The 25,683-nt window shown below is 67.9% G+C and carries 14 protein-coding genes; 8 read left to right on the forward strand and 6 right to left on the reverse strand.

Translation table 11 applies throughout. The features are described 5' to 3' along the window. Window positions 1–233: 233 nt before the first annotated feature. Together AB0G74_RS20870 and AB0G74_RS20875 are read left to right on the forward strand one after the other, a co-directional pair. A complete protein-coding gene (locus tag AB0G74_RS20870) occupies window positions 234–8,807 on the forward strand; it encodes a DNRLRE domain-containing protein (protein ID WP_361148339.1) in 8,574 nt (2,857 codons plus the stop codon). A 32-nt stretch (window positions 8,808–8,839) separates the two neighbouring features. Continuing rightward, window positions 8,840–9,346: a hypothetical protein gene (locus AB0G74_RS20875; protein ID WP_361148341.1), complete on the forward strand. Its 507-nt coding sequence runs from the start codon at window positions 8,840–8,842 to the stop codon at window positions 9,344–9,346. Between the two features lie 390 nt (window positions 9,347–9,736). Here AB0G74_RS20875 and AB0G74_RS20880 read toward each other — a convergent pair whose 3' ends face one another. After that, a complete protein-coding gene (locus AB0G74_RS20880) occupies window positions 9,737–10,579 on the reverse strand; it encodes an RNA polymerase sigma factor (protein ID WP_361148343.1) in 843 nt (280 codons plus the stop codon). A 155-nt stretch (window positions 10,580–10,734) separates the two neighbouring features. Between AB0G74_RS20880 and AB0G74_RS20885 the strand changes: the two genes are divergently transcribed. Then, on the forward strand, window positions 10,735–11,205 hold the full coding sequence (locus tag AB0G74_RS20885; RefSeq protein WP_361148345.1) for a hypothetical protein: 471 nt from the start codon (window positions 10,735–10,737) through the stop codon (window positions 11,203–11,205). Window positions 11,206–11,284: 79 nt separating this feature from the next. Here the strand turns inward: AB0G74_RS20885 and AB0G74_RS20890 are convergent, their stop codons facing one another. The 4 genes from AB0G74_RS20890 to AB0G74_RS20905 all read right to left on the reverse strand — a co-directional run bounded on the left by AB0G74_RS20890 (window position 11,285) and on the right by AB0G74_RS20905 (window position 14,353). Continuing rightward, window positions 11,285–12,559 (reverse strand): right-handed parallel beta-helix repeat-containing protein, encoded by a 1,275-nt coding sequence (locus tag AB0G74_RS20890; RefSeq protein WP_361148347.1) that lies wholly within the window; start codon window positions 12,557–12,559, stop codon window positions 11,285–11,287. Between the two features lie 309 nt (window positions 12,560–12,868). After that, the gene (locus tag AB0G74_RS20895; RefSeq protein ID WP_361148349.1) at window positions 12,869–13,126 is read right to left on the reverse strand and encodes a helix-turn-helix domain-containing protein; all 258 of its coding nucleotides are present in this window, start codon (window positions 13,124–13,126) and stop codon (window positions 12,869–12,871) included. Further along, window positions 13,123–13,920 carry a hypothetical protein gene (locus AB0G74_RS20900; RefSeq protein WP_361148351.1) on the reverse strand — a complete coding sequence of 266 codons (798 nt, stop codon included), beginning with the start codon at window positions 13,918–13,920 and terminating at the stop codon, window positions 13,123–13,125. The genes AB0G74_RS20895 and AB0G74_RS20900 overlap by 4 nt, the downstream gene beginning before the upstream one ends. Window positions 13,921–14,185: 265 nt before the next feature. Next, window positions 14,186–14,353, reverse strand: coding sequence for a hypothetical protein (locus AB0G74_RS20905; protein ID WP_361148353.1), 168 nt, complete (start codon window positions 14,351–14,353; stop codon window positions 14,186–14,188). Between the two features lie 230 nt (window positions 14,354–14,583). On the opposite strand from AB0G74_RS20905, the gene AB0G74_RS20910 reads away from it, so the two are divergent. After that, a complete protein-coding gene (locus tag AB0G74_RS20910) occupies window positions 14,584–17,325 on the forward strand; it encodes a tetratricopeptide repeat protein (RefSeq protein WP_361148355.1) in 2,742 nt (913 codons plus the stop codon). 24 nt (window positions 17,326–17,349) lie between these two features. Here AB0G74_RS20910 and AB0G74_RS20915 read toward each other — a convergent pair whose 3' ends face one another. After that, window positions 17,350–18,249 (reverse strand): serine/threonine-protein kinase, encoded by a 900-nt coding sequence (locus AB0G74_RS20915; protein ID WP_361148357.1) that lies wholly within the window; start codon window positions 18,247–18,249, stop codon window positions 17,350–17,352. A gap of 102 nt (window positions 18,250–18,351) precedes the next feature. Between AB0G74_RS20915 and AB0G74_RS20920 the strand changes: the two genes are divergently transcribed. The 4 genes from AB0G74_RS20920 to AB0G74_RS20935 are packed head-to-tail and all read left to right on the forward strand — an operon-like array spanning window position 18,352 to window position 25,682. Further along, on the forward strand, window positions 18,352–19,890 hold the full coding sequence (locus AB0G74_RS20920; protein ID WP_361148359.1) for a PD-(D/E)XK nuclease family protein: 1,539 nt from the start codon (window positions 18,352–18,354) through the stop codon (window positions 19,888–19,890). After that, complete coding sequence (locus tag AB0G74_RS20925) at window positions 19,887–21,068, forward strand: hypothetical protein (RefSeq protein WP_361148361.1); 1,182 nt, start codon at window positions 19,887–19,889, stop codon at window positions 21,066–21,068. The genes AB0G74_RS20920 and AB0G74_RS20925 overlap by 4 nt, the downstream gene beginning before the upstream one ends. Beyond that, the gene (locus AB0G74_RS20930; protein ID WP_361148363.1) at window positions 21,061–24,627 is read left to right on the forward strand and encodes a hypothetical protein; all 3,567 of its coding nucleotides are present in this window, start codon (window positions 21,061–21,063) and stop codon (window positions 24,625–24,627) included. The genes AB0G74_RS20925 and AB0G74_RS20930 overlap by 8 nt, the downstream gene beginning before the upstream one ends. A gap of 11 nt (window positions 24,628–24,638) precedes the next feature. Next, on the forward strand, window positions 24,639–25,682 hold the full coding sequence (locus AB0G74_RS20935; RefSeq protein WP_361148365.1) for a DUF3962 domain-containing protein: 1,044 nt from the start codon (window positions 24,639–24,641) through the stop codon (window positions 25,680–25,682). Window position 25,683: the final 1 nt, after the last annotated feature.

Raw genomic sequence — 25,683 nt, forward strand, 5'->3', positions numbered from 1 at the left:
CGGTGGAAAAGGGTTTCAGCTGGACGGAAAACTCCGCTCCAGCTCATTCGGCGTGCCCGCTTTTCGCCGCTCCGGCGCCGGAGCGGGCCGTCGGAACGGAAGGACGTGAGGTGAGGAACCCCTACGGAAGATGGGTGTCCTGCCTGGTCGCAGCGGCGATCGCGGGCACTTTGCTACCTCAGGCGGCCCATGCCGCACAGACGTCGTCCTCGGGCAAGGATGACGGAAAAGGCGTGTTCGGTACCGTCAAGGGCTGGTTCTCGGACGATGACGAGAAGAAGCCGAAACGAGCCGAACCCCCGACCGGCGGGAAGATCGAGATACCCAGCCGGGAAAAGCTGGCCCGGGGCAAGAAGGCGCCACCCGCCAAGCGAATAAAGGAACTGGCGGAGCGAAGGACCCCACAGGCCAGGTTCTGGCAGCTTTCCGACGGCCGGGTCGAGGCCGAATTATCGGCCGCCCCCGTCTCGTACCGATCCGGCGCTTCCTGGAAGTCCGTCGACCCCACCGTGAAGGCGACCAAGGACAAGGGATTCGCCTTCGCCAACACGGCCAACGTCACCCGTAGCTGGTTCGGTACGGACCCGGGGCGGCTGCTCCGCTTCCAGGCCCCGACCGGCGAGACCGTCACCCTCGGACTGCTGGACGCGGCCCGCGGCGTACGGCCGTCCGCCAAGGGCGACACCGTCACCTACAAGGGCCTCGCCGGTGGCGCGGACGTCTCGTACCAGGTCGGCGCCGGGCGGGTGAAGGAGAACATCACCCTCACCAGGCGGCCCGCGAAACCGGTGTCGTACGTCTTCTCCCTCGACGCCGGGACCCTGCGGCCCACCGAACGCCGGGACGGCTCGATCGCCCTCTTCGGCGAGGACCCCGGCACCCCGGTCCTGGTGATCCCGCCCGCCTTCATGACCGACAGCCGGAAGGACCGTACCTCCCCGTACGGCAAGTCCTTCAGCCCGAAGGTGGCCCAGAAACTCACCCGGCACGGCAAGGGCTGGCGGCTCGCCCTCACCCCGGACGCGGCCTGGCTGGCCGCGCCCGAGCGGGCGTACCCCGTGGTCATCGACCCGACCATCACCATCGCCCCGTCCGCCTCGGTCTCCCAGGACGTGATGGTCCGCTCGGACCAGCCGACCACCAACTTCAACGGCACCTGGGAGATGGCGGCGGGCAAGACCAGCGCCACCGGGATCGCCCGCTCCCTGATCAAGTTCCCGCTGGACGAGATCCCGGCCGGCTCCAAGATCGACGCGGCCCGGCTCGGTCTCTACTACGACCAGACCCACACCACCGCCACCACCAATGTGGACGTCGAGATCCGCCGGGCCACCGGCGCCTGGGACGAGGCGACGGCCAACTGGAACAACACCAACGCCCTGGTGGGGGAGCAGTCGTCGACCACCGTCCAGCTCGACGACGGTGATCCCGGGACGGCCGCGGTCGGCGAATGGCCACGGGTCACCGGTACCGGTATCGGCGGTGACTACACCTACAACAAGAACGCCGCGACCGGTGAGTCGTACACCTATCAGCCGCAGGTGCACGAGACGGCCGACTACCGCGTCGAGGTGTACACCACGCCGCAGACCGACGGCGCCACCGCCGCCCCGTACCGGATCAACTCCGCCGAGCCCGTCCAGAACTACACGGTCGACCAGTCCACCGGGGCCGCGGGCTGGCGGCAACTCGGCACGACCCAGATCGACTTCACCAAGGGCAATACCGGCAACATCGTCCTCGGCGATACGGGCGACGCGGCCAAGCGGACCATGGCCGACGCCGTACGGCTGGTGAACGCGGCCCAGATCCGCAAGGACATCGGCGAGTACAACTCCTGGCACAACTTCGCCGTCGCCGACACCGTCCAGAAGTGGGTCAGCGGCACCGCCGCCAACCACGGCTTTGTGATCAAGGCCGTGAACGAGACGTCGACCGCGCCGCTCGGCGGGCCCGCGTACGAGGCCGGTGACTTCGACTACGGCGGCGAGACCTCCACGATCCCCCGGCTGACGGTCACCTTCGGCAAGGTCGGCACATCGCTGCGGTCACCGACCGTCATCCACTCCACCGGGCCCGAACTCTCCTGGCCCGCCTACACCAACACCACTGGGGACCCGGACCTCGATCTGGTCGACTACCAGTTGCACCGCTCGACGCAGCAGGTCTTCACCCCCTCGTCCGCCACCCGGATCGCGCCCGTCGCCCGGACGGTGACCCAGTACACCGACACCACCGCGGTCCCCACCCCGGACAGCCATCCCGAGGAGATCGGGAAGGTGTACTACTACCAGATCGCGGTCAGAACCAAGGACGGACAGCTCCTCGGTTCGCCGACGCGGCTGGTCGCCATCCCCAAGGCGGGCCGCACCATGCGGCTGATCCAGGCCGGACAGACCGACACCACCCTGTCGTCGGCCCAGCCGACCACCAATCTCAACACCATCGAACAGGGCGCGGTCGGCCAGCACTGGCTGACCGTCGGCAACAACTCCGCCACCTACGGCAAGACCCGGTCGGTGATCGACTTCCCGACCACCGCGATTCCGACCACGGCGACCATCCTCGAAAGCCGGATGTTCCTCTGGCGGAACCAGACCGAACGCACCGGCACGGCCAAGGCGCGCTACAACGTCCACAGCCTCACCCGGGAGTTCACCGAGACCGCGGCCACCTGGAACAACGCCAACGCCACCACGGCGTGGACGGCACCCGGCGGTGATCACTCGTCCGCCGTCGCCGACTACGTGCCCTCCTTCAACACCGACCTCGGCCGTCACTGGTGGGACGTCACCGGCATCACCCAGAGCTGGGTCCGGACCCCCGCCAACAACAAGGGCGCCCTGGTCAAACTGCACGACGAGTCGGCCACCGGACCGCAGGAACGCTCCATCTTCCTCTCCGCCGGGGCCCGCGACCCCCAGCTCCGCCCGCTGCTGCGGGTGATCTACGTCGACGCCACGGCGGAGAACACGTACTACGCGCCGCACACCCCGCACCGGATGACGACGAACACCGACTACACCGGTGCCGTCACGGTCACCAACACCACCTCCACCGCGTGGGCGGCCGGGGAGCGGGAGCTGTCGTACACCTGGAAACTCCCCGACGGCACCGATGTCACCACGACGGCCAACCAGAAGCGGACCCCGATCCCGGCCCTGCTGCCCGGCAAGTCGGCGACCGTGACCGCGGCCATCAGATCCCCCGACATCACCACCACCGGCAATGAACGCGCCGAGCACTACATCAACTGGGACATCCGCAAGGTCTCCGACGGCAGCTGGCTCTCGGCGGGCGCGGGCGGCATCCCGCCGCTCCGGCAGGACGTCGCCGTCGAGGATCTGAAGGCCCACCACCTGGGCCTGGAGAAGTTCTACACATACAGCGGAAAGAACACCGGCGCCGGGTCGACCTTGATGAACAATCTGGGCGCGGGCAACAGTGTGTGGTCCTACAACGCCTTCAGCAACCCGGGCCGCGGTCTGACCACCTTCGCCCGGTTCTCCTACAACTCGCAGGACACCTCGGACACGGTCCTGGGACACGGCTGGTCGGCCCAGGCGGCGGGGCCGATCAGGCTCGGCACACCGCTCGACTTCCATCCGCGCGCCAACCCGACCGAGATCCGGCTCATGGACGGCGACGGCACCTCACTTCTCTTCACGAGGCAGTCGGACGGCAGTTGGCGTGCGCCGTCGGGCGTCCAATACCGGCTGGTCAAGAAGACCGGTCTGACCTGCACTCCCGATCAGGACTCGATCTCCGACGCCTGGACCCTCACCCGGCCGGACGGCACCCGCTTCCGGTTCGGCTGCGACGGCTATCTCACCGAGACCGTCGACAACAACGGGAACAGCCAGGAGTTCGCCTACGAGGAGCGGGTCTCCAACAACCGGACCATCAAGTTCCTGGTCTATGTCACCGATCCCGCCAACCGGCAGTCGCTCACCATCGACTACTGGGAGAAGGGCGACGCGAGCTACGAGTACATCAATGACGCCGGTGCCAAGGTCTCCGGCACCAATCTCACCAACCCCCGAATCTACGATCATGTGAAGTCCATAACGGACGTCTCAGGGCGGAAGGTGTCCTTCCACTACACCGCCAAGGGAATGCTCGGCCGGATCACCGACGGAGAAGGGTCCAGCCAGCCCAAGGTCTTTTCCTTCACCTACGACACGGCGCAGAGCGATCGCAATGTGAAGCTCGTCCGGGCCGAGGATCCGCGCGGCAATGGAACGGCGCTGGCCTACCACGTACCCGGGGCGGGCACCGCCGTCATCGACAACTGGCGTACCAAGACCCTCACCGACCGGCTCCAGGGCACGACCGGCTACGCCTACGCGCCCAACGCGACCGACGCTACCCGCACCGATACCACCGTCACCGATTCCGAACAGCGCGTCTCCCGATATGTGACGGACGGGCACGGCCGGGGCATCCGGCACACCAACGCCGAATCCCAGATCACCAGATCGACGTGGGACGCCGACAACAATGTGGTGCTGCTGGAGGAGGCCAACGGCGCGAAGACGGCGTACTGCTACGACCAGAAGACCGGCTATCCGCTGTGGAAGCGGGAGCCGGAGCAGAACAAGACCGGTGTGCCCTCGGCCGCAGAGTGCGCTCCGGGTGTCTATCCGGCCAACGCGTCGACCTACGAGTACCAGACCCGGGTCGACGGCTTCTCGGCCGATCTCTTCCGCAAGACATCGGCGGAGGGCCGCGCCTGGCAGTTTACCTACGATTCCTTCGGCAATCTGACCAGGGTCACCGACCCCAAGGGCATCGCCACCCCGTCCGTACCGGACGACTACACAACCAAGTACGAGTACAACGCACATGGCCTGATGACCAAGGTGACCGACGCCAACGGCAATGTGTCCACCCACGGCGGCTTCGGGGCGCACGGCCTTCCGGCCACCGTCACCGACGCGCTCAACAAGACGACGACCTACGTCTACGACGAAGTGGGCCGTACTCGGGAGGTCACCGACGCGCTCGGCATCAAGACCACCCAGACCTATGACGTCTACGGTCGTCCCCTGGTGCTCAAGGCGCCCAAGGACCAGCAGGGCGGAGTGGTGATCACCACCCCCGCACCCGTCTACGACCCGAACGACAACGTCACCATCTCGACATCGCCGGCCGGCGCGGTCTCCACCGCGGTCTACGACGCCGCCGATCAGATTACCGAGGCCACAGCGCCGCAGGACACCCCGACCGCCCCGATCCGCCGGTCCCTGTACACCTACGACAAGGTCGGCAATCTGCTTGCCGCCGTGGAGCCCAAGGGTGCCCTGACCACGACGGATCCCGATGACTACCGGACCGTCAACACCTACGACAAGATCGACCAGCTGACGAGCGTCGCCAACCAGGCCGGTGACACGATCTCGTACGTCTACGACAACGTCGGCAACCTCGTCACGATGCGCGACCCGAAGAAGACCGCCACCCCGAACCCCGACGACTTCACCACCAAGAGGTCCTACGACCTCAACCACCGGGTCGTCGGCACGACGGACGCGGCTGGCCATACCACCACGCAGACCTATGACAAGGACTCCCTGGTCACCTCAGTCACGGACAAGGAGAACAACACCACCCACACCGTCTACGACGAACGCGGTGCGCGGACCGAGGTCCGGGCTCCCTACGAGGGCACCACGGTCCGGACCGCGAGGTTCGAGTACGACCAGGTCGGCAACAACGTCAAGACGATCACCCCGCGTGGGGTGAACACCTCAGCCCCGGACGACTTCGCCGCGGAGACCACTTACGACGCGCTGAACCGGCCGGTGCGCCAGTACCAGCCCTACGACCCGGCCGACCCCCGGTACAACCAGCGGGTCTACACCGAAACCGTGTACGACGCCGTGGGCCGGGTGAAACGGACGTCCCTGCCGCCGTCGGAGGGGCAGACGGTCCGCAACGACACCGACCACGAGTACTACGACAACGGCTGGATGAAGAAGTCCATCGACCCCTGGGACATCTCCACCTCGTACGACTACAACGAGCTCGGCCAGCAGACGGCCCGGACCATCACCTCGGCCAACGGCACCGCAACGCGAACCATGGGCTGGTCGTACTTCCCGGACGGAAAGCTGAAGACCAAGACGGACGACGGAGTGCCGGTCGGCAGCGCTGTCGTCGTCGTGGACAACTCCGACACCCAGAGCACTTCCGCGACGGGCGTCTGGACGAAGGCCACCACTACCGGCCAGCACGGCTATGACCATCAGACGCAAGCTGCGGGGACCGGCAGTGAGACATTCACCTGGAACCTCGACGTGCCCAAGAGCGGCACGTACACCGCCTATGTGAAGTATCCGCCGGTCAGCGGGGCGGCCACCGCCGCCAAATACACCTTCACCAAGACCGACGGCACAACCACCGACATAACCCGGAACCAGACAACGGGCGCCGGAACCTGGGTCTCACTTGGTTCCTTCCCTCTGACCCATGGCAATCAGGCCAAGCTCCAGCTGTTCCGGAACACCGTGGGCACGGTAGTCGCGGATGGTGTCAAACTGGTCCGCGACACCGCTGGTGAGACTGATGACGAGAGGCGCTCCTTCGCCTACGCCTATGACGTCAACGGCAATATGACATCGATCGACGACACTTCGACGGGCACCAAGATCGACGCCTATACGATCGCCTACAACTCCCTGAACAGGGTGGGGAAGGTGACCGAGGCGCTCGCGGGTCAGGAGAAGAAGTCGACCTCGTACACGTACGACGTCAACGGGCGGCCCGCCAATGTCACTCATCCCGATCAGTACTCCGCCTACACCTATGATCTGCGCGACCTCGTGGCCACGGTCTCGGTGGGCCGCACCGCGGCGGACCCCGCGCCGAAGCAGTCCTCGTACACCTACACGCCCCGGGGGCTGAGGCTCAGGGAGACCAAGGCCAACCAGAACACCGTCGACCACACCTACTATCTGAACGGATCTCTCAAGGGGCAGACGGAGAAGAAGGCCAACGGGACGCTGGTGGCCTCGCATGTCTACGGCTACGACGCCAATGGCAACAAGGCTCAGGACGTGGCGAAGAAGATGAACGCCGAAGCCCATACGTCCTACCTGGAATCAACTACGGACTACATCTACGACCCGGCCGACCGGTTGACCCGGTCGGTACGCACCGGCCACGGGGCGGGCACCGACACCTATGTGCACGACGACAACGCGAATGTCGTGAGCCAGACGGTCAAGGGCATAGCCACCACCTTCGCCTACGACCGCAACCGGCTGGTGTCGGCCACCGCGTCCGGCAGTACCTCGGTCTACTCCTACGATCCCTTCGGGCGGCAGAGCACGGTCACCCGGGGCGGCCAGGTCATGGAACGCAGCGTCTATGACGGCTTCGACCATGTCGTCGAGGCCCAGAAGCGGAACCAGGCCGGAGCCATGGAGACCACCAGGTACTCCTTCGACCCGCTCGACCGTACGGCCTCGAAGACGGAAGGCGCCAAGACCACTGACTTCACCTACCTCGGTCTGGCCGACGAGGTACTCAACGAAGAGGTCGCGGGCGCACTGCGCAAGTCGTATCAGTACAGCCCCTGGGGTGAGCGCCTGTCGCAGGTGAAGCACAACGCCGACGGCACCACCGAGGACGCCTACTACGGCTACAACAGCCACACGGATGTGGAAACCCTCACCGACGTGAACGGCAACACCAAGGCGACCTACGGATACACGGCCTACGGATCCGATGACATCCAGGACTTCACCGGGATCGACCGGCCGGACGCCGCCAACCCGGCACAGGAGGCGTACAACCCCTACCGGTACAACGCGAAGCGCTGGGATGCCTCATCTGGCACCTACGACATGGGCTTCCGGGACTACAGTCCGGGGCTGAACCGGTTCACCAGCCGGGATATGTACAACGGTGCTCTCGCCGATATGGACCTGGGGTCCGACCCGTACACCGGAAACCGCTACGCCTTTACCGGCGGCAATCCCACCAGTTTCATCGAAGTCGATGGCCACTTCAGTGTGGGCGATCTGGTGGACACCGCGCGTGAATGGGGTCGGAAAGCCACCAAATTCGGAGTCAAGAGAAATCCGGCCGGCCTGCTCATCGAGGGCGGAAGTTGGGTCTTCGGCTATGAGAACCCATTGGACACCGCGATCGACCGACTCTTCGACGCGGTGACACCGAAGCCCTTCACTCCGCGTGGTCGCGGCGGTTGTGGAGCCGGCTCGAGCGGCTGGCTCAATCTGGGCAAGAACGACAAGTCAAAGGGTGGGCGAGCTACGGGAATGGAGGCATGTCTCACTGAGCAGTATGTGAAGGAGAACAAGTCACGAGGGACTTCGACCAAGGTCAAGGAGGTCGCGCCGCCCGGGTATCAATGGGCGCGGCGGACAGCCGCATTCCACGGTCTGTCCAAGAGGAGAAACATCAACGCCTGCCATCTGCTGGCGGACACTCTGACTGGTTCGGGCACCGACCTGCGGAACCTCAGTACGTGCTCGCGTGGAGCCAACACCTATCAGGAGGGCTCCACTCAGGGCGAGAAAAACATGCGCAAGTATGAGACGGATGTCGAGAGTGCGCTGAAAGCGGGCATGACGGTCTACTACAAGGTCACTCCCAGGTACCAGGGCAACCGAACCGTGGCGGACGGATTCCACATGGAAGCCGTCGGTACCTACGCGGACGGCAGTGTGGGAATGATGTTCCAGGACATTGTTCCCAATGAACTCATCAATGGGCGCAATCTGGGTACGTACAATGATCCCAACACCGGTGATCCCGTGCCAGTCGGAGGTATGAATTGACCCATCTAGATGATTTGCGCTCACTGCTTCCCGTGCCCGAGGAAACACCCGAGCCGCTCGACTGGGGCGTGATCTCCGGTTCGTGGGGTCTGTCGACGTTTCCCTCGGACTTCCGGCAGTTCATGGCGGTCTACGGACCCGGCGCCATTGAGGACTTCTTGGAGATCTTGGCGCCGGAACCCTGGGACGAGCAGCAGGTCGGCGACGGCTTCTCGGCCGAGACCAGGACCGCGCGACTCACCTGGGACAAGGAACCGGAGAGGAACTTCGAGGTCCCTCCCGAGCCCCGGTTGATCGCCTGGGGAGTCGACGCCGCCGCCGATATCCTGTGCTGGGACGCGTCATTGAGCCATCCGGACGATTGGCCTGTCGTGGTCTGGAACCGCGGTACCGGTGGATGGTCTCGGTATGACATGGGGATGGCCGAGTTCCTCTTCCGGACGCTTCGGGCGGAATTCGACGAGTGTCCCCTGGGGGACACATCGTTGTGGGGAGTGGGTGAGGCCGAATTCATGAGTGCCGCAGACGAAGATTTTTAACTCTCTGACGTAGTAGTGCGAAGGATCGCGGGTGCCTCGGACTTGCCATGCCGAGGCGCCCGTTTCCGTTGCCGGTGACGACACTGCGCATGGCGCGAAGGGAGATCATATGTGGACCGAAAGACTGCTGGCGGCGACCGGGCGTCAGGATCAGCGGCTGGCATTGCCGTGGGGCCCGGTGGAAGCGGCGTTGAAGACGTCGTTACCCGAGGACTACAAGCGTATGTGCGACGCCTTCGGATACGGCACGTTCTGTGGCGTGTACTACCTGAGTTCGGTCGGAGATGAGGAGAGCGGAGACATCCTCAGCGATTGGCAGGTCTACCTCCGATCCGTTCCCGAGCCGGGATCCGAGAAGGCGGACACCTCGGAGTACGCGCCGTATCCGATCTATCGCCCGGGATGCGAAGGTCTGATTCCCTGGGGCGGAAATGACGCCGGGGACGAGATGTTCTGGCTGGCCGGATCCAATCCTCCCGAGTCATGGCCCACGCTCGTCCGCAACTCCGACTTCGGCCCGGGGGAGTGGTCGCGTTTCGACATACCGGTCTCGGAGTTCATGGGCCGGGCCCTGCTGGACCCCGATTTCGGTGCGTTCGGGATCGCGCAAGCCGTGCCACAGCCGTTCTTCGTCCCGGAGGGCTGATCGCCTCCCACCTGTGCTGGGGTTGGATCCGTGAAGGTCAGATAGCGGGCCAGACCCTTCAGACCCCGATGCGTGGCGGACCGTACGTCCGACCGCCGGGCCCGCAGCAGCCGGGCCGTCGTCGCCGTGTCGAGGCCGATGACGGTCCGGAGCAGGACCGCCCGCGCCTGGCGGTCCGGGAGGATGGCGATCAGGGACAGGGCGCGCTCGGTCGCGAGGGTCTCCAGCGCCTCCAGGGCGGTGTCCCGGGGGCCGGGGAAGTCGTGGATATCGTGGTCCAGCAGGGCCGTACGGGGGCGGCTCCGGCGGCGGCGCAGATGGTCGACGGCGCGGTGGTGCGCGATCGTCCTGGCCCATGCCGTGAAGCCGGAGCCCGAGCCGTGGAACCGGCTCAGGTCCCGCACGATGTCCAGCCAGCTGTCCGATGCCACGTCCTCCGCGTCCGGGCCCACCAGCCGGGAGAGATAGGCGAGCAACGTCGGCTGGACGGTCGCGTACACCCAGGCGAACGCCGTCTCCTCGCCCCGCTGGGCCCTGCGGACCGCTCTCTCCAGCGCGGCCTCGCGCTCCTCGTTCCGTACACCCACGTGGTTCCCCTCTCGGTGCGGGCGCGGCCCTCTCGGACGCTTCCCCTCCGGGAGGGCCGTCACGCTATCCCCGCGTGATGTTCGAGCCTCTCCGTCCGCTTATCCCAGCGGGCCGTCCGGCACGGCCCGAGTCATGGTGAGGAAGGTGAGTACGGATGCATCCCATCGTCGACCCGGTACCAACGGCACCTCAGATGCGGGAGTACGTCGCGGAGTTCGTGGACCGGGTGAACGCGCGGGCGCGGCTGCCTCTCGACTACTCGGTGAAGAGCCTGCGCGTCGTCGACCGAGTGGTGGACGGCCTGAGACGGGGAAGAGCCGGGCGGGCCCGGCCCGTGGAGACGCTGTTCGGCCTCGGCGCCTATGCCGGGGAGGTGATCGTCCGGCGGGCCGGCGGGTTCTGGGTCGACCTCGGCGCCGAGCAGCGGGAGCTGTTCGGTCAGCCGGTGGCCGTCCGGATGCCCGACGGGCGGAGCTGGAATCCGATCGGGAAGGTCGCGAAGCGGTTCGACTACGGCGCCGAGGAGTCGGTGGCCCTGCTCTATCTCCAGCTCCACGGGCGGCGGCGGGCCGGTGGACCGACCCATCCGGGCGGACCGGCCCGGCCGCCGGGCCCACCGAGGTAAAGGGCGGCGGGCCCGGGGCGCGGGGGAGCGCCGCCCGGCGCTCCGCCCGCTCCGTGACGCGCTCTGCGCGGCGCCCGGTTCAGGGGATGCAGACGACTCCCTGACACTGCGCCGCCTGCCCGTTGCCGGAGGCCCGGTTGCCGCCGCCGTCGGTGTTGCCCGGCTCGGCGTAGACGCCCCAGCCCTTGTTGTCGCGGGCGATGTTGCCCTGAAGGGTGTGGACGGACTTGGAGACGTAGACGCCGTCGCCCTGGTTGGCGGTGGTGGTGTTACGGATCAGCTGGTTCCCGGTCCCGGCCGGCGCGTCGCCGACGGCATGGATGCCCTTGGAACCGTTGCGGCTGGCCTGGTTCTCCCGGACGTCGTTGTTGCGGGAGAGCCCCAGGCTGATCCCGTCCCCCGTGGTGTCGCTGGCGATATTGGTATGGATCAGATTGTTGTTGGCCGAACTGAGTTCGATCCCGCCGGTGTTCCGGCTGACGTCGTTCCCGGTGACGGTGTTCCCGTGGGCGGCTTGGAGCACGATCCCGCTGTCACCGCTGTTGTGCAGGTTGTTGGAGAGCAGCCGGTTGCCGGTGGAGTCGGCGACGACCAGCCCGGCGTCGGCGCTGCGGACGGACGAGTTCCCCTGGAGCAGGTTGTTGTCGGAGCCGAGCCGCAGGGTGATCGCGGCATCGCCGCTGTCGCCCGCCGTATTGGCGAGCAGGGTGCCGCGGTCGGCGTTCTCCAGCGCCAGCGCGGAGCCGCCGCTGCCGGTGATCCGGTTCCGCTCCAGCCGGTTGTCGGGCGAGTTCCGTACGACCGCGCCCAGGCCCTGGTTGTTGGTGAGCGTATTGTCGGCGATCAGATTGCCGCCCGTTCCACCGGTGATCGCGATACCGCTGTGGCTCTGCCGGTCGACGAGATTGTTGCGAACCGTGTTGTTCAAGTGGGCGCTGTTGAGTTCGATTCCGGAGAACTCATTGTTGTGCACGGTGAGTTTCTCCACCACATTGCCCGAGGTCCCGGCGTTGAGCCGGACCCCGTAATCGAACTGCTCGACCCGCGCGGCGGTCGCGGCACCGTTCGTGACGGTGACCCCGGCGAATCCGTTGTTGCGGATCCCGGTCCCCAGCCCGATCCCGTCGACGGTACGCCCATTGAGGTCGATGGTGATCGCACCGGCCCCGACGACGATCCCGTCGCCCGGACAGTTCAGCAGGTCGGCGGTGAGTACGACACTGGTGGTCACGGTCTGCCCGCAGGTCAGCACCGTTGCGTGGGCCGACTGCGCGGGCACCGCGACCCCGACGAGCGCGGCGGCTCCGACGGCGGCGAGCCATCTGGGGGAAGCTGTTCCGGAAAGGCGGATCATGTCGAGACCCCATTCCCTCTGTCTTGGCTTTCCCGATCACCCACGGGCCGGTCCGGCCCCCGGGTACGGCGACGAGGCGGACGGCCGCCTCTCCCGACAGCGTCAAGGGAATGAATTACATGGGCTATGAATCGGCAAAGAATGACCAAAGTCGGGTGAAGGCTGACCGAATAGCCTGCCGGTCGGATGGATTTGGTATCCGGGTGATCGCGTTCTTGTCGCCTCGGGGATGGAAAATGATCTCCGGTAATCACGGATCAGGCCCCCGCCGGTAAGGCGGGGGCCGTCCGATCGACTACGGGATGGTGCCTACTCGTCCGCCTCCGGGTCCTCCACGGAGTACATGGGCAGATCCTCGATGCCCAGGACGCGCATCAGCGGCATGGTCGGGATGAGGTACCGGCCACCGATACGGAGAACGGTGCAGGGGAACTCGTCCCGGCGGATCAGCCGGTATCCGGTCGTCGTGCAGATGCCGAGCGCTCGAGCCGCCGTCCGGAGATCAACCGCGACCGGCAGGTCGAACAGTTCGGTGAAGCCGAGTCCTCGGCGGGGAGGGGTGGTCACGGGCGCCTCGCCGAGGGACGGATGGGCAGGGTGCCGACCCGGCGTCGCCGGGATCGCCGTCGACGGTGCGGGCGGCAGCTCGTCGCGCCGTCCCTGCCGTCGGTCGCCGTCGTCGTGTTGGTGCCGCTCCCGCCACCGGTCAGAACGCCCTCGCGCAGATGCTCGGGCCGGACGCGGAAGCGCAGGGAGGCTCGCAACCCCTCCGGTCCGTCCGGCCGGTCGACCTGTACCTCCAAGATCTGAGGATCCGGTGCGGTGTCGGCCGGCTCGCTCGGCGGGACCACGGCCCGGTCCTGTGTGATGCGCTCCACCAAGGTCGACGGCTTCTCCCGCAAGCCAGCTCGGGCGAAGGTCCATGCCCTGGTGCGGGCCGTCCTGATCAGCGGAGAGATGCAGGAGTGGTTAGGGTTGTCGGTGGCCGCCAGCTCTTCGAGGAGGGCCAGTGTCATCTCGGCCTCCACGTCCGACCGGTCGGCGCGCAGCCGCAGGCAGACCCGGTGGGCCGTGCCGGTGAGCCGGGGCAGCAGCAGCCAGATCAGCAGCAGCCTCCCGGTTCCCTCCAGGGTGCGATCCGCTCGCGCGGTGTCGAGTACCGCGTCCCAGAGCGGACCCGAGGTCCACGGGTCGGCGTCCGGGCCGTTGAGGGCCGCGTACACCTCGGTGGGGGTCATCCGGACCGGTTCCGTCTCCGGGGTGCCCGGGGCGAGGTGAACCAGGGCGTTGTCCTTCACCTGTGGGTCGGCGAAGTGCTGCCGTACCGAGGCGAATACGCTGGCAGGTGGGGATTGAATCATGAAATATCCTGTCTTCAGCCCGAGGATGCTCCGGGCGATGAGCAGTGCATGGGTAGCGGTGGTGAAGCGGCGTCCCGACATGGAGATTCCGGCAAATCGGGAATCAGCCCCAGGCGCCTCACTTTTGAACTCGTGAGGACACCCCTGTACTCGCCGATATCGGTGCGATAGGCCCCGCCTTGAGCGCGTTGGGGGCGCGGCGGGGTCGGTTACCGAGTGGGGGAGGGTGCCCGCCCCGAGGCGGGCACCCTCCGGCAGATTGGACTCAGGCGCTGTCGGTGGACGGCGCGTCGGGGGCGTCGGGGGCGTCGGACCGCGGCACGGCCGGGGCCGTCCCTTCGGGGGCGACCGCCGTCCGGCGGCGACGGCCCGAGGGGTAGCCGGGGGACCGCCGCAGGCGGTTCAGCCGGCGATTGCGCTGGCGGTTTGCCATGTTCTAGGAGGTTCCTTTCTGATGGGGAAATTGATCCGCATTCGCCTGTTCGGCGAGCGGCTGATGCCATCGTGCCCCGGTTGCCGGAGCGGCCGCGGACCGAAAACTGAGGCAAAACTGAGGCCCGGGGGCGTGAAGGAGCGGATGCGTGTGAATCCGGCGACGGCTGCGTACACATCAAGAGGTGCGGCCGGGGACGGCCCTGCCGCGGTGCGTGCCGAAGGAGAGCGATGGACGGGCGGGTGCTGGGTCCGGTGCGGGTCGAGGCGGAGGACGGACAGGTGGCCGGCGCCGCTACCAAAGCGGGGGCGCTCTTCGCGCTGCTGGTCACATCGCCGGGGCTCCAGTGCGACAGGAAGGAGATCGCCGAGGTTCTCTGGGAGGGCGCCGAGGTCACGACGGGCCAGGTAGATCGCGTCATCTCGGTTCTGCGTAAACTCCTCGGCCGACAACTGTTCCCGTTCAGCGGCAAGTCGGGGTTCGTCAGGCTTCGGCTGCCGGAGGCGAGCGTCGACTATCTGCGCTTCCGGGCGGGATGCGAACGGGCCGCCGCGGTGCCGCTGCCGGAGCGGGTCGAGGCGCTCCGCACCGCTTTGGCCGAGTGGGCCAGCGATGATCCGTTACAGGGGCTCGGCGTCGGCTTCCGGGAGATCCGGGAACGACTGTGGGCCGAGCGGATCTCCGCCGGGTGCGAACTGCTGGCTGCCGCGCAGTCGCCCGAGTACGAGCAGCTCTTCCGTGCCGAGTCCAAGCTGTGGTTCGACCGACTGCCCACACATAATGTGATCTTCCGGTACTACCTGCTGGCGCACGGCGAGTACACGCCCGATGAGGAGCGTGAGCAGCTCATCAGGCGCTTCACGGAACGCGGCGGACAGCTCGACTCGGATCTCCAGCACGTCATCGACCGGCTGCGAGGAGACCGACCCCGATCGGGGGGTACGGCCTTTCTCCCGATCCCGGCTCAATTACCCGCCCGCAAGCGCTACATCGTCGGACAGAGCGAGCTGGTCGACGAGCTGGTGGACTACGTGTGCCAGGAGCAGGACGCAGGCAGGGCGGCGCTGGTCGTGCTGAGCGGTATGGCGGGTGTGGGCAAGTCCACCGTGGCCGTCGATCTCGCGTGGCGTTTGCAGGACCGGTTCCGTGACGGGGTCCTCTATGACGAACTGAACGGCTTCGCCGACGGAGAAGCCGGGCCTACGGCGCCGGAGCTCGTCCTCGACAACTTCCTCGCGGCTCTGCCGCCCTACTCCACGGTGACCGGGTTGCCGGGCAAGAGCAAGGCGCTGCGCTCTGCCCTGGCACGTCGTTCCATGCTCGTCGTCCTCGACGACGCGTTGAGCGCCGAGCAAGTGAGGCCGCTGCTTCCGGGCGCCGACACCTGTGCCGTGATCATCACCAGTCGCAATGATCTGGGCGGCCTGTGCTCCAGGACGGAGGTGCACTCTCGAAAGGTGGAGCTGTTGTGCAAAGAAGATGCCTTGGAGCTGCTTCAGGTGAAGGTACCCGAAGCGGACCGGAGGAATTTCGACTCGGAGTTCAAAGAGGTCGTACGTCTCTGCGGCAGGCTGCCGCTGGCACTCACCGTAGTGGCCCAGTATCTGAAGTACCGTCCTGTGCAAGCCATCCGCGGGCTGGTGCGGGAAATGCAGGCAGAGGAGTCCTGGCTCGGCGCTCTGGATCTCCCGGAGCATGAAATGTCGGTCCGCGTAGCCTTGAAAAGCTCCGTCCGGGCACTCACCGAGTCGGCCAGGCTGCTGTTGTGGCAGCTCGCCATTCACCCCGGCCCGAATATTTCCTGGGAGACGGTCACGGATGTGGGTTCGGTGAAGGAGGGTGCCTCCCCGGACCGGGCTCTCGGAGAACTCGTTGCGGCCAGTCTGTTGGACAAGCAAGGTGACGGATACCGGTTGCACGACTTGGTGCGTGTCTTCGCCCGTCATCATATGGATTTGATATCTCCCAGGGAAAAGGAGGCGCTCAAGGAGGTCACCGAACGGCAGATCCTGGAATGCCAGTTGCACAATGTCCGAGCATGTGACCGGGTGCTCGACGGCCAGCGGATCCTGTCTGTGGGGGAACCGCGGGGAGTCACGCTGATCGCCCCCGAGGATCTGCGACAGGCGATGACATGGTTGGATCAGGAGTACGAGACGTCTCGACGCTGTATCGATCTCGCCGTTGACCAAGGGCACGCACGGTACACCTGGCTCCTGCCGATGTCCCTGGTCACCTATCAATGGCGACGTCATCGCCTCGACGACGCGCTGCGGGATCTCCTTCGGGCCGCAGACGCGGCGGAGGCGGTCGGCTCGCCGGTCGAGTGCGCCATGGTCCACCGGATGCTGGCTGGAACGCATTGGCATCGTAGGGAATTCAATCAAGCCGCCGGTCATCTGCGGCGGGCGGTGTTCCTCAGCAGGCAGGACGACAGCCCCGGCGGACGACTCAGCCTGGCGCGGTCGCGCTACGCGCTCGGTGTCACCCTGCGAAAGCAGGGCGAGGAGGCTCCTGCCGAGGACCAATTCCACCATGCCCTGATCTTGTACCGGGAGACGGGTGACTTGGTGGGGGAGGCGGCGACGCTGAACGGTATCGGGGCGATCCACAACGACCGGGGCGACTACGACGAGGCGCTCGGCTGGTGCGGGGACGCCCTGCGGGTGGTCGAACGAACCCCGGAGCGCGGTGGACTCGCCGATGTGCTGCACACCCTCGCGAAAGTGCACCTCGCCCGCTCCGAACGGGACGAGGGCATCAAGCTCTATCGGCGAGCCTGCGACATCTACCGCGAACAGGAGTCCTGGCCGGCCGAGGACAAGGCGCGACGACTCTTCGCTGAGGTTTTGTTGACCGCCGGGAGCAGGGACGAGGCCGTGAAGGAACTGGAACGGGTCTTGGTGCTCCGGCAGCAGATGGAAGGCATGGACACCGAGGAGATCCGCGAGGCCCTGGAGGCCCTTCGCTGACATCACCCCTCGCCGGATCCGGTGTCAGAGCCGAGGTGCGCGGGTGCGGTAGTACTCCGTCGGATCCGGGCGCAGCGGCTTCCGCGGCCGTTCCGAGTTCGGTCCGGGGAGATACGCCCGGATCTGCTCGAACACCTCGCGGACATCTGCCGGACGGTCTTCGGGTTCCCACTGAACCATTCGCAGCGCGAGGTCGCGGAATTCCGGAGGAATGGAATCGAGGTGCGCGGGTGGTAATACCGGATATCCGCGGCGTACGCGTCGTTCCAGCCCGCCGTAGGGCAGGCGTAACACTGTCATCTCCAGCAGCATGCAGCCGAGACCGTAGATGTCGGACCGCCCGTCGAGACCCTGGCTGTTCATCTCCAATTGTTCCGGGGAGGCGTATCCGGTAGTTCCGATTCCTTCCGGTGTCGCATTTCCGATCCGGGCGGCAAGCCCCACGTCGATCAGTCGCAAGCGGCCGTCGGGTTGGACGAGCACGTTCTCGGGTTTCAGATCACAGTGGACCAACTTCGCCCTGTGCACTTCCTGGAGCGTCTCGCAGAGTTGACCGATGATCGAGGCGATGGTGCCGGGATCCTTGACCGGCCTTCTCTCCGTCAGGACATCGCGAAGCTGACGGCCCTCGATGAGTTCCATGACCAGGCAAGCGTCCTCCTGATACGTGCCGGTCGCGATGAGTTCCGGGATGCCGCCGAATCCGCTCAAGGACAGCATGAGACGGCCTTCTTCAATCAGTTTCTCCCCGTACTCCTCGTGTTCGGCCCATGTGTCGATGCGCCAAGGCATCTGTGTCTTCACTGCCACCTTTTCGCCGGTTGCGCGATCGCGCCCGACGTAAAGATCGCCGTTTCCCCCGTCCTCGCTGAGCCGACCCAGCACCTCGTAGGTCTCTTCGATATCCCCGATGTCCCCGCCCATGACCACCTCCGTTTCCCGGCTCGACCCGAGCCGCTTTCCCCTTCCCGAACAAAGGAGCTAGCGATGTCGCAACCCTGGCTGCCTCCCGACGGAGTGCGCCGAATGTCCGAAGTCATCACCGTAACCGTCGGCATGTTCAAGCGGGGCGAGTTCCGCTGTCCGGCCGCCGACGCTCTCAAGGCGCGTGGCTATCTGCCCGTCGAACCCGCGCCGCGCCGCCGTGAGAGGCTGGAGCACTTCACCCTCGGTCCCTTCATGGCCGCGTGCGACGACCGGGCCCGCCGCGACGGCTCCCGGGGCCCGGGGGAGGGGTCGCGTACCGCCCCCTCCCATGACGCGCTCCGGGCCTGGACCGCGCACGGGATCGCCGGATACGAGGCGGCCTTCCCGGCCGATCCGGAGCGGCCGCTGGCCGAGGTCGCCGAACGATGGGTCTACCGCTACCGGCTGACGGGGCCGGACGCCCGGCGCGCGGAGGAGTACCGGTTCGCCGTTTGGGGGCGCTGTCTGGCCTCGGCCGACGGCACGCACCGGGAACTCCGGCTGCCCGTACACCGGATCGGCCAGAGCCCGCCGCCCGAGGCGTTTGTCGCCGCCGCCGCGCTGGTTCTCGCCGAAGGCGGTCCCGGGCCGCTGCCGGAGTACGTACGGATCGTGGAGTTCGCCCTCCTCGACGGGCGTACCCGGGAACTGTTCAGCGGCAGCCGGGCCCAGGCGCTCGCCCTCTACCGGACCCATGGCCCCGGCGCGCTGGCCGACATCCTGCACGGCCGGGAGTACCGCCCCGGTGCCTCGTGCGCCCAGTGCCCCTTCGTGAGGGTATGCCCGGCGTTGCGCGCGGCGCCCGGACTGCTGGGGGTCGAGACCCCGCAGGGGCGGCCGCGGCGTACCTGGTCGGTGACGAACGGCCGGAACTACCGTGCCTGCCCGGCCCGTGACCACATGCGGCGACTGCGGCTGCCCGCGGCGGACTCCGTCGAACGGGAGGCCACGGCCGAGCGGGGCCGGGCGCTCCACGCCTATCTCGCCGGTCGGCACGGTGCAGGAACACCCGGGCCGTGCTCCGCGGACGTACCCGAACAATGGGTGCCCGAAGAATTCGATCTGCCCGACGAAGAGCGCGTTCTCGGGGTGTGGCTGCTGCGTCGGCATGCCGCGGTCTGTCCGCTGCGATATGTGCGGGACGGGGCTGACGTACGGACCGAGCCGCGGGTGGTACGGCATGACACCGCCGCGGACGTCATCGTGCTGGCGGCCCCCGATCTGCTCTACCGGGACGGCGACTCCTGGGTTTGGCGCGAGACCAAGACCTCTGTGAGGGAGCGGCGTTCGAGTCGTCCGCTGGTGGAGCTGTATCCCCAGCTCGCCCTGGGGGTGCTGCTGGTCGCACGGGGGGATCTCGGGGGTTCGCGGGCCCGGGCCCGGGTCGAGCTGGAGGTACTGCGGCCGGGCGGCGCCGATCTGGAGATCGTCGACCCGTTCGTCGCCGCCAACCGGAGCGCGGCCGAGGAGACCGTGCGGGATCTGGTGACCGGCTGGTACGGCGACGATGCCTACCGGCCCCAGCCCGGCCCCGCCTGCGACCGGTGCGCGACCGCCCGGTGGTGCTCGGCGACGTCCTCCGCGAAGGCGCTCGCGTGAGGGCCCGTACGGCCGGACGGCCGGGTCCCGGGCCGGGCGGTGACGAGGCGAGTACGGCGGGCACCCGGCTGTTTCTGGCACTGGCCCGGGTAGTGGCGGCGATGGCGGAGATCCGGGGCGTCCGTTCGTTCACCCTCCCGTACCCGAACGCCGCCCAGCACGCCCTGGATCGCGCGGTGACCCACTGCCTCGACATCGGGGAAGCCCCGCCGAGGAGCCTGCCGGAACTGTTGCGGTGGTGCCGGGTCCGGACCTCGGACGACCGGCTCTTCGGAGTGCCCGCGTCGCTGGTCACCCCGGGTTCGACACTGGTCCACCCCGTCGGCCTGTTCCCGACCCGGACCTGCCTCGAAGCCGCTTCCCACGGCGAGCCGGGTGGAGTGGAACGGGAGGCGCACACCCTGCTGGGTGACCTGGCGGACCGGTGCGGATACGACGAACGGTTCCGCCGGTGCCGTAGCTTTCTCGCCCGCCACCCCGTGGTACAGCAACGGGACCGCTTCGGACCGGGCTGGAGCACCTCCGTGTGGACCCGGGTCAGAGGGCTCTACCAGCCGCTGCCCACATCCCTCGTCGTCGACGGGCTGGCGGTGCGCTGTCCGGTCTGCGGACTGCCCGCCCTGCCGGGCCGCGGCGGCCGGACACCCCTCCCCGGGCAGCGGACGGCCGACGACGAGATCTGGTGCGAAGGGGAGAGCTGCCCGCGCGACGCGGACTTCGAACTGATCCGTGAACCCGAGGAAACCCTCGTCCTGCGGCGGTCGCTGCGGGCGTTCCTCGTCCTGCCGTACCGGGTGGAGACGGCGGCGCTGAAGGCCCTCGCCGGGGCCGGTATCGAGTACGGAGCGTTGCCCGGCTCCTCGGGCGGCTACCACCTCCCGGCGGCCGGTACCGGCACCGTCGACCTGCGTATGTACGACCGGACGCAGCCGGGCCTGCTCGCGGCCCGGCTCGCCGAGAGCCCACCCCTCGCGGATCGCACCTTCGTCGTGGTGCCCCCGCGCCTCGCCGCCCGGGACGGCTACCGCGCGGCCTTCACCGCCGCGCTGCCCGGCCCCCTCAGGGAGCGGCTGGTACTCACCGCACCCGACGACCTCGTCCGCCGGATCGGCTCGCCGACCGGCGGCGGCATTCAGACCGACCGTCCGAACCAGGAAGGAACCACCGACGATGCGTAGCATCACCCCACCCCTGACCGAGGTGATCGCGGCGCTCCGGAACTATCTGGGGCCCGCCGTGAGCAGACCCGACCTGGAGACGTTCTGCCAGGTGGAACTGGGCCTGCTGCTGCAGCGGAAACTGATGCCCGGCACCCCCGCGGGCAGCGCCTGGGTGCTGTTCAGCGGCTACGGGTTCGCGGCGGCGTACGGAGTCGAACTGCCCCCGGACGCGGGCCACACCCTTCGCGTCGCCCGCTACTCGCTGTGGACCCTGCGCCGCGGCCGGGCCTGGCGCGAGGCCCTCGACAGCTATCAGCGGTTCGACCGGGCGATCCGGCTGTACGACGTCCCCGACGCCGAGCGGCCCGCTGACCGCCGGGAGGTGTCGGTGGCCGGGGACCGCGTCCCGGCGTACGAGGAACTGCTGAGGACGGCCCCGCCCCTGGCCGGGAAGCGGATGGCGGTCGCGGGCCCGGGGCCGCACGCCTTCCCGGTCAGCCGCTCCCTGGCGGTGGTCGATCTGCCGGCCGTGCCACGTACTCCCGTCGTCGCCCACGACATCGATCTGGGACCGGCGGGCGACGGCGAACCGCTGCGGTTCACCCGAAAGGCGCTGGAGCGGACCGCGGCCGAGATGGACGCCGTGTACCGCCGGACCGGGCGGAAGAACCCGCCCAACTGGCAGCAGCGGCTCCAGGACTTCGAACTGTCCGCCAGGGCCGAGGAGGGCGGCACTTTCCGCAAGGAGCACGACTTCGCGTTCACGGTCGACGGGATCCAGCATCTGCTGGGCATCGTGGGCGCGGGCAAGAGCACCCTGCGCGACATCATCGCCGTCCATCTCGCGAAGCTCGGCCGACGTACCACCGTCGTGGTCGCCGATGTCGCGGAAGTCCTGAAACTGGTCGAACTTTACAACCTCTACACCGACGGGAAGGCGGCCCCCGTCATCGGCTCCGCGGGCCGGGAGCGGCACGCCCAGCGGCTGCACCGGCGGCTGGCGGGCCGCGGTGAGCACCGGCTGCTCGCCCACGACGAGTCCGCCTTCGCCTACCTCGGTACGTCGTGCGCGCTCAACGCCCACCGGCAGGCCACCGTGCCGTCCGTCGAGCCGATCGCCTACAACGAGGCCCCCTGCGGACGGCTGTCGCAGCCGTCGGACCCGGGCCGCCGAACCCGGTCCGGGAAGTCCTCGCCGTGGCAGCGAACCCGGATGGCCTGCCCGTACTGGTCGGTCTGCCCTCGGCACCACGGAGCCCGCGCACTGGTCGACGCGGAGATCTGGGTCGCCACCCTGCCCGCCCTGATCGACTCCGAGCCGCCCGGCCCCCAGAACCCCGAGCGGATCCGCTATCTCGAACTCGCCTGCCGACGCAGCGATCTGGTGATCGTCGACGAGGCCGACCGGGTCCAGATGCATCTGGACCAGACCTTCGCCCCGGCGGCCGTACTCGCCAGCGACGAGGACAAGGGCCTGATCGACCAGCTGACCCGGCACAAGATCCGGGAGCTGGCGGTGAGCGGACGCACCCAACTCTCCGAACGGGACGTGGAGACCTTCTCCGCCGCGCTCAACACGGCCAACACCGCGACGGACCGGTTGTACGCCATGCTCGTCGGCGACTACGACCTCCGCTGCTGGGTCAGGACGGGCTACTTCAGCGCCTGGACCCTTCAGCTCGGGCTGCTGGACGAGCGCTATCCGCTGCCCGAGGCCGAAAACGAGGCCGAGAACGAGGACGAGGACAGCGCCCCGGGACACCCGAACCAGGCTCCGAGGGAGGCGCTGGGCAAACTCTTCGACGCGTTCCGGGACAACCCCTTCGGCGACCGGCGCCGCCGCACGGAGCAGGACTTCAGCCGGCTGACCGTACTCCTCAACGAACTGCTGCACACGGGCACTCCCGAGAACACCCGACGCCGGGTGATCGAGGCCATGGACGACATCTTCCGGCTCGACCCGGCCTTCATGGAGGCCCGCCAACGGGCCTACGAGGAAGAACTCGCGACCTGGCAGCGCACACAGGACGAACGGCGGAAGCGCGGCAGGCCCGCCGCCCGGACACCCCGGCCGCCGAAGTCGCCGGAGCAATGGCGTAAAGAACTCGCCACCCGCTTCGAGTTCACCCTGCTGCTGAGCGCCCTGGAGCCACCGCTCGCCATGATCAACGCCATGTGGCCGCGGGCCGAGGCCGCCCTGGCCCTCGGCTACAACCAGATGTACCGGCGGCCGATCGACTACGGCCCGATGGTGCCCGAGGCACCGATGGGCAATGTGCTGGGATTCCAGTTCCGGGTCTCCGGTAAGGACGAAGGCGGGATCCGCAGCGGGGAACTCAGCTTCTTCCGCTGCAGCGGTGTCGGACGTGAGCTGCTGCGCGCCATGCCGCACCTCGCCTCCGTGGACGGCAGGCCCGGTACACATCTGCTGCTGATGTCCGGCAGCAGCTGGGCCGGCGCGTCCAGCCGCTACCACGTCTGCGTACCGGTCGGGGTCATCATCCAACCGCCGGCCGCCACCACGGAGCGGATCGCCGCCGAGAGCACCATGCGCTTCGAGTTCGTGGACGACGCCGACGGCGACGAGAAGGTGCGGCTGTCCGGCACCGATCCCGAGGCCCGCCCCGGGAAGCTGCGCCGGATCGCGGAATATCTGGGGGAAGGCGGCTACGACAGCCAGGAAGGCGGGCCGCTGGAGCGCGAACTGCGGTCGCTGCCGACGGGGCGGGACCAGATCCTGCTGCTGGTCGGCAGCTACGCCGAGGCCCGGGTTGTCGCCGACACCCTGCACAACCTCAACACCCGCTGGCAGAACAAGGTGCTCTGTCTCGTCTCGGACGACGAGGAGATCGCCCCGGGCGACGACGAACCCTCCGTCCACCGCGCCCGCACCCTGCGCCGCAGCGACGTCGAGCAACTGCGGGATCTCGACGCCGACATCCTCGTGGCACCCCTGCTCGCCGTCGAACGCGGCCACAACATCCTCAACGAGGAGGCCGTGGCCGCCATCGGCACCGTCTACTTCCTGGTCCGGCCCAACCCGCATCCGGACGATCTCTCGCTCGCCGTCCACGCGGTCAACGACTGGATCGTCCGCGCCGTCACCGGCGGCGATTTCGACACCTGGGTACGCGGGGCCGACACGATCGAGGAAGGCGCCGCCGAGGTCCGCGGCCGGGCCCGCTCCCGCTGGTACCAGGTACTCGAACGGTCGATGGCGTGGAGCCGCCTCGGTGACGAACGGGAACGCGTCACCTGGGATCTGCTGGTCCTGATGTGGCAGGTCATCGGGCGGCTGCTACGCGGCGGCGTACCGGCCCAGGTGGTCTTCGTGGACGCCGCCTTCGCCCCCAACCGCGCCGCGACACCCCCGCACCCCGACACCCCCGAGTCCAGCCTGCTGCACAGCGTCCTGGACGTACTCGACCCCTACTTCGACAGCGGTACGAAACCCCCGGAGGAGCAGTTCATCGCCCGGGCCCTCTACGAGCCGCTGCGCCGGATGCTCACCCGGCTGCTGACCGACGGTGACACCGACGACCCGGTCCACCCCGAAGAACGGCACCCCGCCTACTAGGAGGCGACCTCGTGTATCCCACCATTCGCTCCACCGCCTATGAACCCGACCCCCGCCATGGACCGTGGCGGGAGGAGCCGTACGTCCTCCGGCTCGGCGAGGACCTGCACACCGAACTCACCCGGATCCACACCCGGCCCGGCGAAGAGGCGGACCGTATCCGCCACCTGCCCGTACGGCGGCTCAACTCCATGCTCCAGGCGATGGCGCCGGGCGTGGTCGCGACCGGTCGTGGTGCGGGCTCGGACGGTCGGCTGCCCTGGCTCTACTCACGCGAAGTCGTCCCGCCGGAGGTACTCGCGCCACTGATCGGTACCTGGGCCGCCGGACTCGTACCGGATGAGGACGACGACGGCGCGGAGCTGGAGGACCGGCTGCTCACCGACGACCCGGCCGCTCCGGGCCTGCTGCCCCGCTGGCAGACCGAGCCGATCGACCTCACCGAAACCACGACCTCCGCGGGCGGAACCGCCGAACCCGCCCCGCGTCTCTACCATCTGCTGCCGGAGTGGATCGCCTTCCGGCTGGCCGCCCGCCCGTTCCGGACCGGTGGCGTCACCCTCCGCTTCCGGGTCGAGAGCACGGCGGACGGAACCAGGCTCGTCTCCTGGCCGCCCCAGCGGTACGAACACCGCAAGCGGACCTGGTACTACTCGGCCTGTCTGAGCATCACCGTCCACACGGTTCCGTTCGCCGACCGGTTCCGGGTCCATGTCTCCACCCAGGTACGCCGGTGGGCCACCCGGTTCGACCTCCGCCCCCGTCAACTCGGCGGGGCGACCGTCCTGCTGGACGCCCCGCTGCCCTGGCCCGAAGGCCCCGACCGGGGCCATCGGCTGCTGGTGAACACCCTCGGCTACGACCGGCGTCGCCAGGCACTCGCGTGGCGCCGGCGCAGCCCCGTACTGCTCATGCCCGAACTGGACATCGTGCGCCGCTATCCGGAGCCCGAGGAACTCTTCACCGACCCGGAGCGCTGGCTGAACGGGTCCGGGGACGTGGCGGCGGGGATCGTCTACCACCCGTCGGTCGGCCCCCACTCGGTCGGCACCTGAC

Source organism: Streptomyces sp. NPDC020875, from assembly GCF_040641415.1.
Lineage (GTDB): Bacteria > Actinomycetota > Actinomycetes > Streptomycetales > Streptomycetaceae > Streptomyces.